Raw genomic sequence first — 14674 nt, forward strand, 5'->3', positions numbered from 1 at the left:
GACTAAATTATAGACAACATTTGGCTAAGGCCAAAGTGCTATTAAGATATTTTTAGCGGTATTTTGTGATCCACGGTAATAAATGGTTTAAAAATGCATCGGGATGCGAAATAAACGGTGCATGGGATGCTTTGTGGACCAGCACATCTTCAATGTTGTCACTGCTTGGTAATGACGAGATAATCTTTCTCGGCACCAAACTATCTAACTTTCCCCAAATTCGTAACCATGGCTGCTGTATTTGAGTGATCGTGGCGCGTAAATCTACTTGCGCTAACATATCCAATCCTTGTGATAAGCCTTGTTGTGTCGGCAATGGTTTGCTTAACACTAAGCTTTTTATTTGTTGGATATCAGATTTTGGATTATCACTTCCCATGGCTTGAATTGCCAGGAACCGTTCAACAGTGCGAGACAAATCGCGACTTAATTGACTTGAAAATTGTGCCAATACATCAGGTTGAATACCTGCCCAAGATAGGGTTGAGTCGTCTTTTTCGTGAGCCATAACACTTTCGCGGGCCATAAAGCATGGTGATGAGGCAATAGTGACTAATGCAGCCACTGACTCTGGGTAATCGATGGCAATTTGGCTAGCGATTAACCCTCCCAACGACCAACCAATCCAAATTGCCTGTTGTGGAAGTTGCTCTGCAAGTGCTTGTGACCATTGCGTTATGTCTCCGTCGATATTGGGACTTAACCCAAAACCCGGCAAATCAACATAATGCACTCTATACTGGTGCAATGCGTTTTTTAATGGACTAAAGACTTGGTTATTCACACCCCAACCGTGTAATAGCACGATGTCTTGGCCTTGTGAGCCTACGGTATCAATATGCAATGCAGGAAAACTCACGGTTAACACCTCTTTTGAGTCTATTTAATGGAATGAATAGCCAATGCCGCCAATCAATAATTCAATCGATATCACCCATATCTTACGTTTATGCGTCAAGCGCCTTCAGCGTGCCAGGGTCATTTTACTAGGCAGTTTACCCAACCGTTGCTTGCTGTGCCAGCAAAGGATAGATCAAACGGGTTATCAGCAATTGTTCCCTAATCAAGTGCTCACAGGTGTTTGCCAAGTGTGTTTAGCGGCAAGTTTGTATCAGCACGAAGTGTGCTTAGGTTGTGGGCGCGAAATAGCGTTGCTGCAGGCTTATTGTGGTAAATGCAATAAACACACTCCTAATTGGGTGGTAGCCCCTTGTAGTTATCATCAAGGGCTGGGACCTGTTATTGCCGCCATTAAATATCAACAGCAATGTGCACCGCTTAACGCGATAACTCAGCAACTAGCCTGTCGAATCGCATTGTTAATTAAGCATGGCATTATTAGGCGACCACAAGTGTTAATCCCCGTTCCGTTACATCCCAATCGTTTACGTCAGCGAGGTTTTAATCAAGCTTGGCTCATTGCTAAAGAGTTAAGCCTATTAACGAATATTCCTCTAGATGACCGTTGTTTAATTCGGATTGTTGATACGTTGCCACAAACGGGACTTGCGGGTAAGCAGAGGCGTAAAAACTGCCATGGTGCATTTGCACTACAACCAAGCATGACGTATCAGCGTGTTGCGTTGATTGATGATGTTGTTACTACTGGAACAACCGTAGATGAAATTGCAGGTTTATTTAGCCTGCAGTTTGTCCATGTGCAAACTTGGTGCCTTGCGCGTGCTGAAGCGCCGGGATTGTTAGATTAAATCTTTTTAAGGGTAGATTAATCTAGGTTGAGGTTAGATTAATTCGATTTGAGTAATAACAAGATTTTTTGTAAATAAAAACAATTAATTAATATGTCTTGTAACGCTTGGTATATGGGGCATTGCAGTTTTTTTAGGGTAAAAAAAAGTTGAACTGGATCATTTTTTCGAGATCAAATCCCACTGACACTACAAAGCCAATGCAACACAGAGTATCATAGGTCTAATTCTTACTAATTTACTCAGGTATTCCCTGACGGAGCAGGTTTTTATGATCACCATTACCGATACAGCTCAGGCCCATTTCGTCAAACTATTGGCCGACCAGCCGGAAGGTACGCACATTCGTGTGTTTGTTATCAGCCCAGGTACTGCACAAGCAGAGTGTGGTGTGTCTTATTGTCCACCTGATGCCGCTGAAGCTGATGATGTAGAACTTCCATTTAATGGCTTTAGTGCTATGGTCGATGAAAAGAGCGCACCATTTTTAGATGATGCCAGCATTGACTTTGTAACCGACCAGCTTGGTTCGCAACTAACATTAAAAGCACCTAACGCAAAAATGCGCAAAGTGTCTGGAGATGCGCCATTAGTTGAACGTATTGAATATATTATTCAGTCAGAGATTAATCCACAACTTGCTAGCCACGGCGGTAACATCATGCTGGTAGAAATTACCGAAGCTGGTGTTGCAGTATTGCAGTTTGGCGGTGGGTGTAACGGTTGCTCGCAAGTTGATATCACCTTAAAAGATGGTATTGAGAAGCAATTGTTAGATATGTTCCCAACGGAATTGACTGGTGTTCGTGACGTGACAGAGCATGAGCATGGCGAGCATTCTTACGCTTAATCGCGTGACGAATTACTGCTACTAGCAAAGCTAATAAACAAAAACGCGACCTCATTATGAGGTCGCGTTTTTTGTTGGTGTCGATTAGGTTTTCGCCATCTAGTGGCTTTAGTCGTCTCGAGTGAGTACTTCAAGTAATTCAATATCAAAAAATAAATCTGAGTGTGCTGGAATTCGCTCACCAATCTGGCGTTCTCCATAAGCTAAATGAGCCGGAACTGATAGTTGTCGCTTGCCGCCGACATTCATACCAATAATACCCTGATCCCAGCCTTTAATGACTCTGCCCGTGCCAATGACACACTGAAACGCATCTGAAGCGTCAAACTGACTTCCGTCGGCTAATCGACCGCTATAACGAGTGGTAATTAGCGCGCCTTTAACTGCGGTTTTACCGTTGCCAACTTCAATGTCGGTAATAATCAATTCTTGAGTCATAGTATTCTCGTATGTGACGACTTGGGCTATTTGAGGTTATTTTACCCCAAGATTGGTCGCTAAGAAGTGTTCTATTGCAATGAATGTTGTAAGACGATGTTCATTATTACTTAAGTAATGATCGCCATTTTCCAGTTCGATATACTTTACGGGTTTATGTAAATCCTTAAGCGCATCATACATTTCTTCACTGTGTTGCACTCGCACCACGCGATCTTTAGTGCCGTGGATTAATAATACCGGCACGTTAATATTGGCTACTTTGCTAATAGGTGAGCGCTGATACAAATCGTCGTAATCATCACCAATTTGTTTTTTTACAATTTTGCTATTGTCGTACCGACGCGATGATTTAACTAAATATTCAAGGTCAGTTACGCCCGCGACACTAATGGCACATTGATACAGATCGGGGGTGATAGCTACGCCCATTAATGCTGCATAACCACCGTAACTGGCACCGACAATACACACGCGTTTAGGATCGCTAATACCTTGTTCGATAAGCCAGTGAGTACCATCCTCAATGTCGGTTTGCATTTCTAGGCCCCAGTTTTTAAGACCCGAACTCATGAAATTGAAGCCATAGCCTGACGATCCTCGAAAATTCATTTGTAGCACAGCATAGCCACGATTAGCTAAAAACTGCGCCCAATAATCAAACGTGGTTGAGTCGTAGCTAATAGGTCCACCATGGGGGAAAATTATGGTCGGTAAGTTTTTGGCGTCAGTGTCTTTTGGAGTAGTGAGAAAGGCTTCAATGGCTAAACCATCACGAGCATTATAATGGACTGTTTGTGGCTGAGATAACACTTCTGGTGGTAATTGGCTGTAACGGTAAGCGATAGGGTAAAGTGCTTTTTGATCTCTATTTCCAAAGTAATACGCACCAGATTCAATAGGGCCAGTAGCATAAACGATGTAACGACGTTCATCATCACTGAACTGAGTGATCACATTATGTGACTCTGGTAATGCAGTTGTAAGACCATTGTTCAACTTGATATAATCTTGGTCCCAGAACAGATATTCACCTTCAATGTCGGTGCTTAAACCAATGACCTTTTGTTTTAGCGCGGAATACACTAGCCAGCCTTCAACATCGTAATTTTCATTGTGAGAAACGAGTTCTTTAGTCAATGTCGGGTCAGTTAAGTTGACTTTAAAGATGGCTTTAAAACCTTGATGATAGGCGCTGATATATAAGATATTAGGATCATGGTCAAAACCGATAGGCCAAATTACGTCTTCTGCTAAAGCCTCGAACTCCCATAACTTACGGAGATCTTCACCCGCTCCTTTTTGCTCGTAAATACGGTAGGTAGTGTCATCGCGATAAATGCCAATACGCACTTTGTGCTGCCTATCGGTTAACCAGTTTCCAATGTGCATACGTGCTGGTTGTAAAGTCTTGATACCGCCTGTTTTTAAACTGACTTTAACGACGCTTTCATATTGTGGTTTAGAACCTAAACCTTGAATTTGCATGAGGATATGATCTGGATCGTTGTCAAGATAATCAATAACCGATGCTTGTAATTGCGGTAAATCGACAAAACGCGATAGAGAACGATTAGAAAACACACTTGAGGTTTTATTGTCGCTCAGTGAGTATTTTATTAACCGTGTTTCGGTTGTGGGAACACCTCGACGGATGGCGGGATATTTAGACTCGATTAAGATGACATCATTATTTGCCCACGTTAACGATAAAATGACAAATTTATGATTGTCAGTTTGCAATGGATAAATATCTTTATTGGTTTGAATATCGCGAATAGTGAGTACTTGGCCTTCAAGCTCATTAGTACTGACTCGTACGAGCGACGCAATTTTTTTACCGTCTGGAGATAAGCTAACAAAGCGGACATCTGGGATGCTGGCAAAGGCTTCTATAGGCAGAGATTTGGCAAATGAGCTAAGCGAAAATAGACATAAACTAATAACAACAAGCCATAAAATCCGTTTCATTAAAGGTCCATGTAATGCGATATAAAAATGTTATTTGGATGTTACATTTTTATATCAAGGTCTTCAATATATTATACGGCCGCCAGTTGATATCTGAGTTTGTAGTAATAGTGCCAACCAAGAGTCAAGCTTCGGCATAGCATGAATATTGACATCGCAGCCCAAAGGCTGTGGTTGCCCCAATCTTGCAATAGGTACCAACTCGGAAAGTAAACGCCAAAGGTAGCAATTATCATGCTGTTTCGCATAATATTCCCGTGCGCTGCACCAATATACACACCATCAAACAGGTAACAGCCAAATGCCAAGATAGGCATAAAAATGAGCCAGATTAAGTAGTTGTTTGCAGCGTTTTGTACCGCTTCAATATTGGTTAATAGCTGAATTATCCATGGTCCTGCCGACCAAAAAAGCAGGCTAAATAATACCGCAACCATTGCCGACCAGCAAAATGCCAATACGACACTGTCATGCAGTAATGTTGGATTTTTTTGACCAAATGCGCGGCCCACTTCGGCTTCAGCATAATAAGCTATACCATCTAACGCATAAGATATCAGCATGAGTAAATTAAGCAGCACTGCGTTGGCGGCAATCGTATTGTCGCCCAAACCGGCACCATAAAAGGTCATAAAACTAAAGGCGGCTTGCAAGCACAAACTGCGGATAAAAATATCACGGTTTAAGGTGAGTAAACGAGCATATCCGCGCCATGATAAATGGGCGATAACTTGGCTTAAATTAAGCCCTCCAGTAAGTACTAGCTGGCGTTTGACCATAATCAATGCCACTGAAAAAGCACTGATATCAGCAATAACCGATGCCAATGCAGCGCCTTGGACATTCCATTTAAAGATGATGACAAATACAATATCGAGAATAATATTAGCGCTGTTAGCGATAATTAATTGCCACATGGCTGCTTTCGGCGCTTGGCGTCCGAGTAACCAGCCTAATAACACTAAGTTGACGAGAGCAAAAGGCAGTGACCAGATTCGAATTTCGACGTATTGGCGGCAGTAGAACATCACTTGTTCGCTGGCATCGCTGAGGCTTAATGCTAAATCAAGTATGGGAGAGTGTAATATTACACAAGCTACTCCCAAGGTTAATGCTAGGCTGCAACCTTGTATCAGTAATTGTTGTTGAGTTGAGGTATCATTAGCACCGTAGGCTTGTGCGACTAACCCGGTGGTGGACATGCGTAAAAAGCCGAGTAACCAAATCATTAAGGTGATAATGGTACTGCCTAGTGCTACGCCACCAAGATAGTAAGCTTGTCCAAGATGACCAATTACCGCAGTATCAACTAATCCTAATAGCGGAATGGTGATATTCGACAGTATCATTGGTGTCGCTAAAGCCAATAATTGACGATTTTTTTGGCGGTTTAATAGTAATGCGCTAACTGACATAGGTATGGATAATCATGGTTAAAAAAATAGCTTTATTGTTGGTGTTGTTCAGCTTGAGTGTATTGCATTTTGATGCCAATGCGGTGGTCATTTTACAATATCACCACGTGTCGGAAAATACCCCCAAAAGCACGAGTGTGACGCCAAGTCAGTTTGCTGAACAGATGCAGTACTTGGCTGATAATGATTTTACCGTGATTTCATTAGCTGAAGCTGTTGATTCAATAAAGCATAACACGCCAATAGCCGATAGACGTATTGTGATTACTTTCGATGACGGTTATGACAGCATTATCAACAATGCTGCGCCCATTCTAGCCTCACATCAATTTCCGTACACTGTGTTTATTTCTGTTGCCCCCATCGATGCCGGTTTCAAGGGCATGATGAGTTGGAAAGACATTACTGCCTTATCCGATCAAGGCGTGACGATTGCCAACCACAGCTGGGGACACGAACATTTAATTCGTCGTCAAGGCAAAGAAACCCAAGCCCAATGGCAAGCCCGTGTCGAAGATAATATCTTATCGACAGAAGCTGAAATATTAAAACGTACTGGCCAAAGTGTAAAAATGTTTGCCTACCCGTATGGTGAATACACTAACAAATTAGAAGCAATTTTGACGAAACAGGGCTTTGTTGGCTTTGGTCAGCAATCTGGTGCCGCAGGGGAATATGCTTCACTAACGGCATTACCGCGCTTTCCGGTTGCCAATGCTTATGCTGATTTAGCGAGTTTAACGGTTAAGTTTTCCAGTTTACCGATGCCGGTGATTAAGCAGAACATCAGCGATCCATTATTGGTATCAGGTAAGTGGCGACCTAAATTAGAGTTAACTATTGATACGCAAGATATTTATCCACATCAAGTGATGTGTTTTATTCAAGGCCAAGGACCGAAGAAACCTATTTGGTTAAGTGAAAATCGCTTATCTATCCAAGCATCATCAGATTTGGCACCCGGGCGTTCACGCTATAACTGCACAGCGCCCAGCAAAACAAAAACGGGCTATTATTGGTTTTCACAAGCGTGGATCCGCCCGCAAGATAATGGTCAATGGCTCGAAGAGTAACGATATTACGTAAATGGCTAGTGCCAAGATTGAACGATTTGGCTAAAGTCAGCAATGAGCTCAGCATTAAGAATTTGTGCGAGCTGCCCAGGTTGTGGTTTGGGTTTAAATACTGCTATTTTTTCCCCTCTTGGCGAAACCAACACATACGATGCGCTATGGTCTACTTGGTAATCACTGTCCTCTCCCACCATGGCATACACAAAGCCGAAGTCACGACTAAACGGAAATAAGTCGGTGTGTTCTGCGCTGACCGCTTTAAAGTCTTTATTGAAAAAATTTATGTAATCTAATCGTTTAGCTTGAGTGTCACGTTTAGGGTCTGCTGACACAAACACCACTTGTACATTGCTGGCTATTTTTTGCAGTTGTGGATATGCCGCTGCGAGTTTATTCAGAGTGGTAGGGCATACATCCGGGCAAGCGGTGTAACCAATAAAGAACAAACTCCATTTACCTTGTAACGTTTGGTTAGTAAACGCATTGCCGTATTGGTCTGCTAATGTAAATGGTGCTAATGGGCGCTGCTGCTCAAATACATAACTGGTCGCCAATGGCATAGGCTCTGTTTGCGTCTGTTGATAAACGACACCACCCACTAGGGCTAATAACATTAGCCCTACCGCTATCATTATTTTCAATATATTTTCCTTTCTAATTTAAGCGTTTACCCAAAAGTAATGGTCAACTAATAATACTATAAACAACACCATTAAATGATAAATTGAGAATTTAAAGACTTGCATAGACAGCTCTGGATAGTCATGAAACTTTAACTGCCACGCTTTATAGATAAAACCACAACTCAATAACGTTGAACCCACCAAATATATTGGACCACACATGCCGACTAAAACGGGTAGCAGGCAGGCAATGGCTAATAAAATGGTGTAAAGCAAAATACAGGTTTTGGTAAATTCTACCCCATGTGTCACCGGTAACATTGGAATATCGACCTTGGCATATTCTTTACGGCGATGAATGGCTAATGCCCAAAAATGCGGTGGAGTCCAAGTGAAGATAATAATAACCAGTAACAAGGCGTAGCCATGCAGTTCATTGGTTATTGCGGTCCAGCCTAATAATGGCGGCATAGCGCCGGCTAATCCACCAATGACAATATTTTGTGAGGTCGCCCGTTTAAGATAGGCGGTATACACCAAGGCATAACCAATTAAACTGGCAAAGGTTAACCAAGCTGTGAGGGGATTAACTAAGGTATATAACACCACAAAGCCGAGTGATCCGAGCGACACCGCAAAGGTTGCCGCTTTAATGCTGGAGATTTTTCCTTTAGGCAGCGGACGATTATAAGTTCGAGCCATCAAACCATCGATTTTACGATCAATTAAGTGATTAAACGCCGCCGCAGAGCCTGCCATCATCGCAATGCCTGCCATTCCCGCAACCAAAGGTTGTAACGGTACAATGCCAGGCACAGATAAACACATGCCGACCAACACTGTAAGCAGCATAAGTGCTACGACTTTGGGTTTGGTCATTTCAAAATAGGCGCGCCATTGTAGAGTTATCTTAGGTTGAACCTGACTAATAGTAAGAGGTTTTGTCATGGTTGATCCTCACTTATGCTTTACGCAACAGGGCGTAATTAATAAAGACTAAGGTAAGCAGCAATAAGGCTGCGCCTCCATTGTGTGATACTGCGATGCCTAAAGGTAAATTCATCACCACATTACTAATACCCAGTCCGACTTGAGCGATGACCAGTAACACTAATAAGTAACCACTGTTACGCATTATATGTGATTGTGCATAGCGTAATTTGAGTGCAAGTACGATTAGCGTTATGGCGGTTACCACTGCCCAAATTCGATGGCTGACATGAATGGTCATGCGGGTGGAATAGTCTAAAACGCCAAATTCAAAACTGGGGTGATCGCCTTGGAATGGTGAAAAAGCATCGGCTAAACGTAAATTATCGACCCAATTACCTTCACATATGGGCAGGGTGGTACAGGCAAGCGCGGCGTAATTTGATGAGGTCCAGCCACCGAGTATAATTTGAATGACTAATACACCAAAACTGACTAGTGCTAAAGGAATGAGCTTACGCGCATAGGTATCACCTCCGGGGATCCTTAATGGTTTAAGCCGCAGATATAACAGCAGTAACAAGGCGAATAAACTAAAACCGCCTATAAGGTGCGCCATTACTACAACAGGCATTAATTTCATGGTGACAGTCCACATTCCCAATGCGGCTTGAAACACAATGAGTACCGCAATAAAAACGGGCAGTTTTTTGGGTGCTTGCGGCTGTTTAAGACACATAATTAGAATGGCTAAAACCATTAACCCTAAAGTACCAGCAATATAGCGATGGATCATTTCAAGCCAAGCTTTTTCTGGCTCAATTTGAGCATCAGGAAATCGACTTTCAATATTGGCTAAGTCATGGCTTGCACTCGGCACCGCTAAATGGCCGTAACAGCCTGGCCAGTCAGGACAACCTAATCCAGCATCAGACAGACGTGTATAGGCGCCCATTAAAATAACGGCCAAGGTAAACACTAAAGTGAATTTGATTAATCGCTGTATTGCCATTAGCCAACCCTCGACAACTTAAGCATTTTGCGTAAATCGGCAATCATGGCTTTGCCCTGAGCAATATTGGCGTCGTGACCTATTACGTTGTCATATTGCATGACTAAGCTACCGAGAGGGTCGACAATAATAAGCTGTTGATTGATCAATAGTGCAGCAAGTGCGTCATTGGCGTTTGCTTGGTCAAATGAGATATTTAATTGCTTGAGAATTTTGGTGTCACTGTGGCTGTTTACTACAATGATTGGGGTAACACGATCCCTATCTTTGCCCAGGGCAATATAGCTTTGGTGTAAAATGTACAGCCGTTCTTGGCATTGCTCATTGCAGGTTTCGGGTAGAAAAAACAGTACTTGCCATGCATGAGGTTTAGGGTTTTCCATGGCTAAGTTGGTGTAGTTTATGTCGGGAGCGATCAGCGCCCCTTTGTTGGTTGCTGCTCCGTTATACAGCTCTAGGCTTAACACTAATTTGGCTAAGGCAACCGGTAAAATAAATACCAGCAGTAAGACCAGTAGTGCTTTATTGCTTTTTTTCGGTAGGGAGTTCATTCCATCTCCTCTTTATCATTTGATATTATTGTTAAGTTAATTATGAACGACGGTGCTTAGCGTCGAAATTGTCGAAATGCTATCCAACTCATTAGTCCTAAAAATACTGCTGCCATGGTGAACCATTGCAAGGCATACCCTTGATGTTTTTGTGCCGACAATGGAATGGGTATCCAAGGTTGAGGCAGGTGATAATTTGGAACATTGTCGGGTTGCAGCACCACAGGCGTCAGTGTATGGCCAAGCATGTCAGTGAGTGCGGGTATATTGATATTTTGAAAACGTACTGGAGCATGAGTATCGGCTAATTGCTCTGGATCTAGTCGGTCACTTAATGGGTTGGGTTGTTTTTGATAAACTCGGCCAAACAGTGTGTAGTAATTTGTTTTTAAGGGGGTTAGTTCAGGTAAAATTCGACGGTCTTTGTTTGCAGGCACAAAGCCTAGCTCGACCATTATCCAAGGTTGTTCAGGGGTTATTTCAAAAATTTGATACGCTAAATATCCTACTTGACCCTGAAACACTTGATTGTCTAATAACAGCATCATGTTATTGACGGGTTTAGCTGAGATCTTCAGACGATAACCCGTGAGTAATCTCGTCTCCGGTTGAGAGCTTGTTGAGGCTTCTGACGTTTCAACTATTGTCAACATTTCCTCATAAGTGAGTGCTTGTTGCTGTTGGCGCTGGATAAGTGTGCTTTGCCACTCTTGTTTAAAGGTTGCTCGTGATAACTGCCATAATCCTAACTTGACCAACAAGCTAAACACGACCAAAGTAATGATTACGAATAATACCCGAGACATCCCCACACTTTTAAAAGGATTGCCTGTGACAACACCTTTCATCGTTAAGTTAGTTTTAGTCTCGTTGCTTGTATTCATATTATTTAACTTAGGTAGGGCCTTATTTATTATGGTTAAGGGCGAGCATCAACAATCAATGAGTCGTTTTCTCGGCCGGCGCGTATTGTTTTCTGTTGTCGTTATAATGGTATTGCTGATGGCTTTGGGGCTTGGTTACATTCAACCTAACCCCAGACCTTATTAGTCGTTAATACGTGGTTTTATAGTACGTATACGAAAATGAATAAACATAACCACACCACATCAACGAAGTGCCAATACCAACTCCCAGCTTGAAAAGCGAAATGCTTGTCGGGGCTAAAGTGGCCCTTTACAATTCTGAGTAATAAAATAATCAAGAACAGGGTGCCAATCGTTACGTGCATGCCGTGAAAACCGGTTAACAAAAAGAAGGTGTTGCCGTAGACACCAGAAGAGAGCGTAAGCCCCATTTCTTGGTAGGCATGGCTATATTCTTCAACCTGTAAACTGAGAAACGCAATACCCAGGATGACCGTCAACGCTAACCAGATTATCAAAGGTTTACGATTGGCTTTTTCGAGATTGGTATGAGCAAAGTGCAAGGTAACCGACGAGGTTAGCAGTATAATAGTGTTAATTAACGGCAAACCCGTCCAAGGCATGGCTTCTGTTGCGGTGCCATCAGGTGTTTTAACCAATGGCCACATAGCTTCAAATGCAGGCCACAACACTTCATGGGTCATGGCATTGTTAGATGCGCCACCAAGCCAAGGTACTGAAATCATTCGGGCATAAAATAGCGCGCCGAAAAATGCCCCAAAAAACATAATCTCTGAAAAAATAAACCAACTCATTCCCTGCCTAAATGAACGATCCATTTGCGGTGAATACAGTCCAGCCATGGATTCATCAATAACGGTCTTAAACCAGCCAAAAATCATAAAGATAATCACGGCCAAGCCGGTTATTAAAATGTAACCGCCAGAGGTTTTTTCAGTGGTTAATTGTTGTACATAATTACCTGCGCCAAACGCAATTAAAAATAAACCGATAGCACCGATTATTGGCCAAGTACTTTGGGTTGGCACATAATAAGTTTGATACTTTGTTGTCATTTTGCTGCTCCTTGCTCTATGACGATCGCCTGTCTATCGGTGATGTCATAAAGGGTATAAGAGAGAGTCAATGTGTTAATGGACGCTGGTAAATCAGGGTCCACGTAAAAAATCAGTGGTAGTTCTGCTGTTGCTGCTGCAGCCAAAGGTTGTTGATTAAAGCAAAAACATTCCGTTTTATTGAAGTATGCAGCCCCTTGCCCTGGCGATACCGAAGGGATTGCTTGGCCTACAGTGTCACGTGTCGATAGGTTTTTAACCAAAAATTGTGCATGAGTGAGCTCCCCAGGATGTACGCTTATTTGGTTAACTTTAGGGTTAAATTCCCATGGCATACCTGATTGAACTTGAGTCACAAATTCAATGGTTACAGTCCGGTTTTTATCAACCACCACCGCTTCATAACTACTGGCGCTATTTTGGGGTTTGCCATTAATCCCCAATGTATCGCAGAGCACGTCATAAAGCGGTACCAGCGCAAAACCAAACCCAAACATACCAATTGACCCGGCAATCAGGATGATTAATAGCTTACGATTTGATTTTGTTGGCTGTGTCATCTCATTTAATCTCCGGTGGAGTGGTAAACGAGTGATATGGCGCAGGGCTGGCAATCGACCATTCCAAGCCTTCGGCTGCTTCCCAAGGATTATCTCCAGCGGGTTTGCCACCCTTGATACATTTGAGAACTACAACAAGGAAAATTAGCTGAGATAAACCAAATGCAAATCCACCAATCGACACAATTTGATTCACATCGGCAAACTGTACCGCGTAGTCGGGGACCCGGCGCGGCATACCCGCTAAGCCTAGAAAGTGCATTGGGAAAAACAACACGTTGACGGATATTACCGAACACCAAAAGTGCCACTTACCTAAAGTTTCGTTATACATATGGCCGGTCCATTTAGGCAGCCAATAGTAAGCCGCCGCCATAATGGAGAATATCGCCCCAGTCACCAGTACATAATGGAAGTGAGCCACGACAAAGTAAGTGTCGTGGTATTGGAAATCAGCAGGGGTAATTGCCAGCATCAAGCCCGAAAAGCCACCAATGGTAAACAGGATGATAAATGCCACTGCAAACAGCATTGGAGTTTCAAATGTCATTGAACCGCGCCACATAGTGGCGACCCAATTAAACACTTTCACCCCGGTTGGAATGGCAATCAACATGGTGCAATACATGAAAAACAATTCGGCAAAAACAGGCATACCAGTAGTAAACATGTGATGTGCCCATACCAAAAATGACAGAATGGCAATACTGGCAGTGGCGTAAACCATCGAGGAGTAACCAAACAGCTTTTTACGGCTAAAGGTTGGTACTATCGCGGAGATAATACCGAAGGACGGTAAAATCATGATGTAAACTTCGGGATGGCCAAAGAACCAGAAAATATGCTGGAACATCACCGGATCGCCACCACCTGCAGCATCAAAAAAGCTAGTACCAAAAAACTTATCGGTTAATACCATGGTGACCGCACCTGCGAGCACCGGCATTACTGCAATCAGTAAAAATGCGGTAATGAGCCAAGTCCACACAAACAAAGGTAACTTCATCCAGGTCATGCCAGGAGCTCGCAAGTTTACAATGGTTACAATGACGTTAATTGCGCCCATTATCGAACTTATTCCCATTATGTGAATGGAGAAAACAAATAGGGCGGTACTGTCAGGACTATAGGTGGTTGAGAGCGGAGCATAGAATGTCCAGCCAAAGTTAGGGCCGCCGCCTTCCATAAAGAGTGAACCTAATAAAATGGTAAAGGCGAAGGGTAAAATCCAAAAACTCCAGTTGTTCATTCGCGGTAGTGCCATATCTGGGGCACCAATCATCATTGGAATTAACCAGTTTGCTAACCCGGTAAAAGCGGGCATCACCGCCCCAAACACCATGATGAGGCCATGAACTGTGGTCATCTGATTAAAAAAGTTAGGTTCTACTAGCTGTAATCCAGGCTGAAATAATTCAGCTCGAATCACCATTGCCATCGCACCGCCAGTAAGAAACATAATGAAACTAAACCATAAATACAGCGAGCCGATATCTTTATGGTTAGTGGTGAGTAGCCAGCGCATTAGCCCCTTCGGAGCACCGTGATGATGATCATCATGAGCGGTAGCCAGTGTATCGTGCGTTGTTGTGCTCATTGT

Annotated in this window: 16 protein-coding genes; 4 read left to right on the plus strand and 12 right to left on the minus strand. The window is 42.9% G+C overall.

The genetic code is table 11. The annotated features are described in order from the left end of the window. Positions 1–52: 52 nt before the first annotated feature. Positions 53–859: a pimeloyl-ACP methyl ester esterase BioH gene (bioH, locus tag CXF88_RS00640; protein ID WP_101084872.1), complete on the minus strand. Its 807-nt coding sequence runs from the start codon at positions 857–859 to the stop codon at positions 53–55. 43 nt (positions 860–902) lie between these two features. Between bioH and CXF88_RS00645 the strand changes: the two genes are divergently transcribed. Both CXF88_RS00645 and nfuA read left to right on the plus strand, forming a co-directional pair. Further along, on the plus strand, positions 903–1709 hold the full coding sequence (locus CXF88_RS00645; protein WP_101084873.1) for a ComF family protein: 807 nt from the start codon (positions 903–905) through the stop codon (positions 1707–1709). A gap of 271 nt (positions 1710–1980) precedes the next feature. After that, on the plus strand, positions 1981–2559 hold the full coding sequence (nfuA, locus tag CXF88_RS00650) for a Fe-S biogenesis protein NfuA (protein ID WP_101084874.1): 579 nt from the start codon (positions 1981–1983) through the stop codon (positions 2557–2559). A 108-nt stretch (positions 2560–2667) separates the two neighbouring features. On the opposite strand, the gene CXF88_RS00655 is transcribed toward nfuA, so the two are convergent. The 3 genes from CXF88_RS00655 to dinF form a co-directional block, all read right to left on the minus strand. Further along, the gene (locus CXF88_RS00655; RefSeq protein ID WP_011635735.1) at positions 2668–2997 is read right to left on the minus strand and encodes an FKBP-type peptidyl-prolyl cis-trans isomerase; all 330 of its coding nucleotides are present in this window, start codon (positions 2995–2997) and stop codon (positions 2668–2670) included. Positions 2998–3033: 36 nt separating this feature from the next. After that, a complete protein-coding gene (locus tag CXF88_RS00660; RefSeq protein ID WP_101084875.1) occupies positions 3034–4968 on the minus strand; it encodes a S9 family peptidase in 1935 nt (644 codons plus the stop codon). A gap of 71 nt (positions 4969–5039) precedes the next feature. Beyond that, the gene (gene dinF, locus CXF88_RS00665; RefSeq protein ID WP_101084876.1) at positions 5040–6383 is read right to left on the minus strand and encodes an MATE family efflux transporter DinF; all 1344 of its coding nucleotides are present in this window, start codon (positions 6381–6383) and stop codon (positions 5040–5042) included. Positions 6384–6397: 14 nt separating this feature from the next. Here dinF and CXF88_RS00670 point away from each other — a divergent pair, with 14 nt between their 5' ends. After that, positions 6398–7456, plus strand: coding sequence for a polysaccharide deacetylase family protein (locus CXF88_RS00670; protein ID WP_101084877.1), 1059 nt, complete (start codon positions 6398–6400; stop codon positions 7454–7456). A 17-nt stretch (positions 7457–7473) separates the two neighbouring features. Here CXF88_RS00670 and CXF88_RS00675 read toward each other — a convergent pair whose 3' ends face one another. Genes CXF88_RS00675 through CXF88_RS00695 form a run of 5 tightly spaced genes read right to left on the minus strand, consistent with a single transcriptional unit; the run spans position 7474 to position 11456 of the window. Then, positions 7474–8070, minus strand: a complete 597-nt coding sequence (locus CXF88_RS00675; RefSeq protein ID WP_242445085.1) for an SCO family protein — start codon at positions 8068–8070, stop codon at positions 7474–7476. A 45-nt stretch (positions 8071–8115) separates the two neighbouring features. Continuing rightward, complete coding sequence (cyoE, locus tag CXF88_RS00680) at positions 8116–9027, minus strand: heme o synthase (RefSeq protein WP_101084879.1); 912 nt, start codon at positions 9025–9027, stop codon at positions 8116–8118. 13 nt (positions 9028–9040) lie between these two features. Further along, the gene (locus CXF88_RS00685; protein ID WP_101084880.1) at positions 9041–10021 is read right to left on the minus strand and encodes a COX15/CtaA family protein; all 981 of its coding nucleotides are present in this window, start codon (positions 10019–10021) and stop codon (positions 9041–9043) included. Next, positions 10021–10572, minus strand: coding sequence for a hypothetical protein (locus CXF88_RS00690; RefSeq protein WP_101084881.1), 552 nt, complete (start codon positions 10570–10572; stop codon positions 10021–10023). Before CXF88_RS00690 ends, CXF88_RS00685 begins: the two co-directional genes overlap by 1 nt. 56 nt (positions 10573–10628) lie before the next feature. Further along, complete coding sequence (locus CXF88_RS00695; RefSeq protein ID WP_101084882.1) at positions 10629–11456, minus strand: SURF1 family protein; 828 nt, start codon at positions 11454–11456, stop codon at positions 10629–10631. Here CXF88_RS00695 and CXF88_RS00700 point away from each other — a divergent pair. Then, the gene (locus tag CXF88_RS00700) at positions 11404–11622 is read left to right on the plus strand and encodes a DUF2909 domain-containing protein (RefSeq protein ID WP_101084883.1); all 219 of its coding nucleotides are present in this window, start codon (positions 11404–11406) and stop codon (positions 11620–11622) included. The genes CXF88_RS00695 and CXF88_RS00700 overlap by 53 nt on opposite strands. A 16-nt stretch (positions 11623–11638) precedes the next feature. On the opposite strand, the gene CXF88_RS00705 is transcribed toward CXF88_RS00700, so the two are convergent. Genes CXF88_RS00705 through ctaD form a run of 3 tightly spaced genes read right to left on the minus strand, consistent with a single transcriptional unit; the run spans position 11639 to position 14671 of the window. Next, on the minus strand, positions 11639–12514 hold the full coding sequence (locus tag CXF88_RS00705; protein ID WP_101084884.1) for a cytochrome c oxidase subunit 3: 876 nt from the start codon (positions 12512–12514) through the stop codon (positions 11639–11641). Beyond that, positions 12511–13074 carry a cytochrome c oxidase assembly protein gene (locus tag CXF88_RS00710; protein ID WP_101084885.1) on the minus strand — a complete coding sequence of 188 codons (564 nt, stop codon included), beginning with the start codon at positions 13072–13074 and terminating at the stop codon, positions 12511–12513. Before CXF88_RS00710 ends, CXF88_RS00705 begins: the two co-directional genes overlap by 4 nt. 1 nt (position 13075) lies before the next feature. Next, a complete protein-coding gene (ctaD, locus tag CXF88_RS00715) occupies positions 13076–14671 on the minus strand; it encodes a cytochrome c oxidase subunit I (protein WP_101084886.1) in 1596 nt (531 codons plus the stop codon). Positions 14672–14674: the final 3 nt, after the last annotated feature.

The sequence above is a fragment of the Shewanella sp. ALD9 genome (assembly GCF_002836315.1).
In the GTDB taxonomy this organism is placed as follows: domain Bacteria; phylum Pseudomonadota; class Gammaproteobacteria; order Enterobacterales; family Shewanellaceae; genus Shewanella.

What these genes read in the sequence shown, in the direction of transcription:
- CXF88_RS00645 (WP_101084873.1), top strand. Translation starts at nt 903, where the DNA reads ATGCCGCCAATCAATAATTCAATCGATATCACCCATATCTTACGTTTA.
- nfuA (WP_101084874.1), top strand. Translation starts at nt 1,981, where the DNA reads ATGATCACCATTACCGATACAGCTCAGGCCCATTTCGTCAAACTATTG.
- CXF88_RS00655 (WP_011635735.1), bottom strand. Translation starts at nt 2,997, where the DNA reads ATGACTCAAGAATTGATTATTACCGACATTGAAGTTGGCAACGGTAAA.
- CXF88_RS00660 (WP_101084875.1), bottom strand. Translation starts at nt 4,968, where the DNA reads ATGAAACGGATTTTATGGCTTGTTGTTATTAGTTTATGTCTATTTTCG.
- dinF (WP_101084876.1), bottom strand. Translation starts at nt 6,383, where the DNA reads ATGTCAGTTAGCGCATTACTATTAAACCGCCAAAAAAATCGTCAATTA.
- CXF88_RS00670 (WP_101084877.1), top strand. Translation starts at nt 6,398, where the DNA reads ATGGTTAAAAAAATAGCTTTATTGTTGGTGTTGTTCAGCTTGAGTGTA.
- CXF88_RS00675 (WP_242445085.1), bottom strand. Translation starts at nt 8,070, where the DNA reads ATGTTATTAGCCCTAGTGGGTGGTGTCGTTTATCAACAGACGCAAACA.
- cyoE (WP_101084879.1), bottom strand. Translation starts at nt 9,027, where the DNA reads ATGACAAAACCTCTTACTATTAGTCAGGTTCAACCTAAGATAACTCTA.
- CXF88_RS00685 (WP_101084880.1), bottom strand. Translation starts at nt 10,021, where the DNA reads ATGGCAATACAGCGATTAATCAAATTCACTTTAGTGTTTACCTTGGCC.
- CXF88_RS00690 (WP_101084881.1), bottom strand. Translation starts at nt 10,572, where the DNA reads ATGAACTCCCTACCGAAAAAAAGCAATAAAGCACTACTGGTCTTACTG.
- CXF88_RS00695 (WP_101084882.1), bottom strand. Translation starts at nt 11,456, where the DNA reads ATGAATACAAGCAACGAGACTAAAACTAACTTAACGATGAAAGGTGTT.
- CXF88_RS00705 (WP_101084884.1), bottom strand. Translation starts at nt 12,514, where the DNA reads ATGACAACAAAGTATCAAACTTATTATGTGCCAACCCAAAGTACTTGG.
- CXF88_RS00710 (WP_101084885.1), bottom strand. Translation starts at nt 13,074, where the DNA reads ATGACACAGCCAACAAAATCAAATCGTAAGCTATTAATCATCCTGATT.
- ctaD (WP_101084886.1), bottom strand. Translation starts at nt 14,671, where the DNA reads ATGAGCACAACAACGCACGATACACTGGCTACCGCTCATGATGATCAT.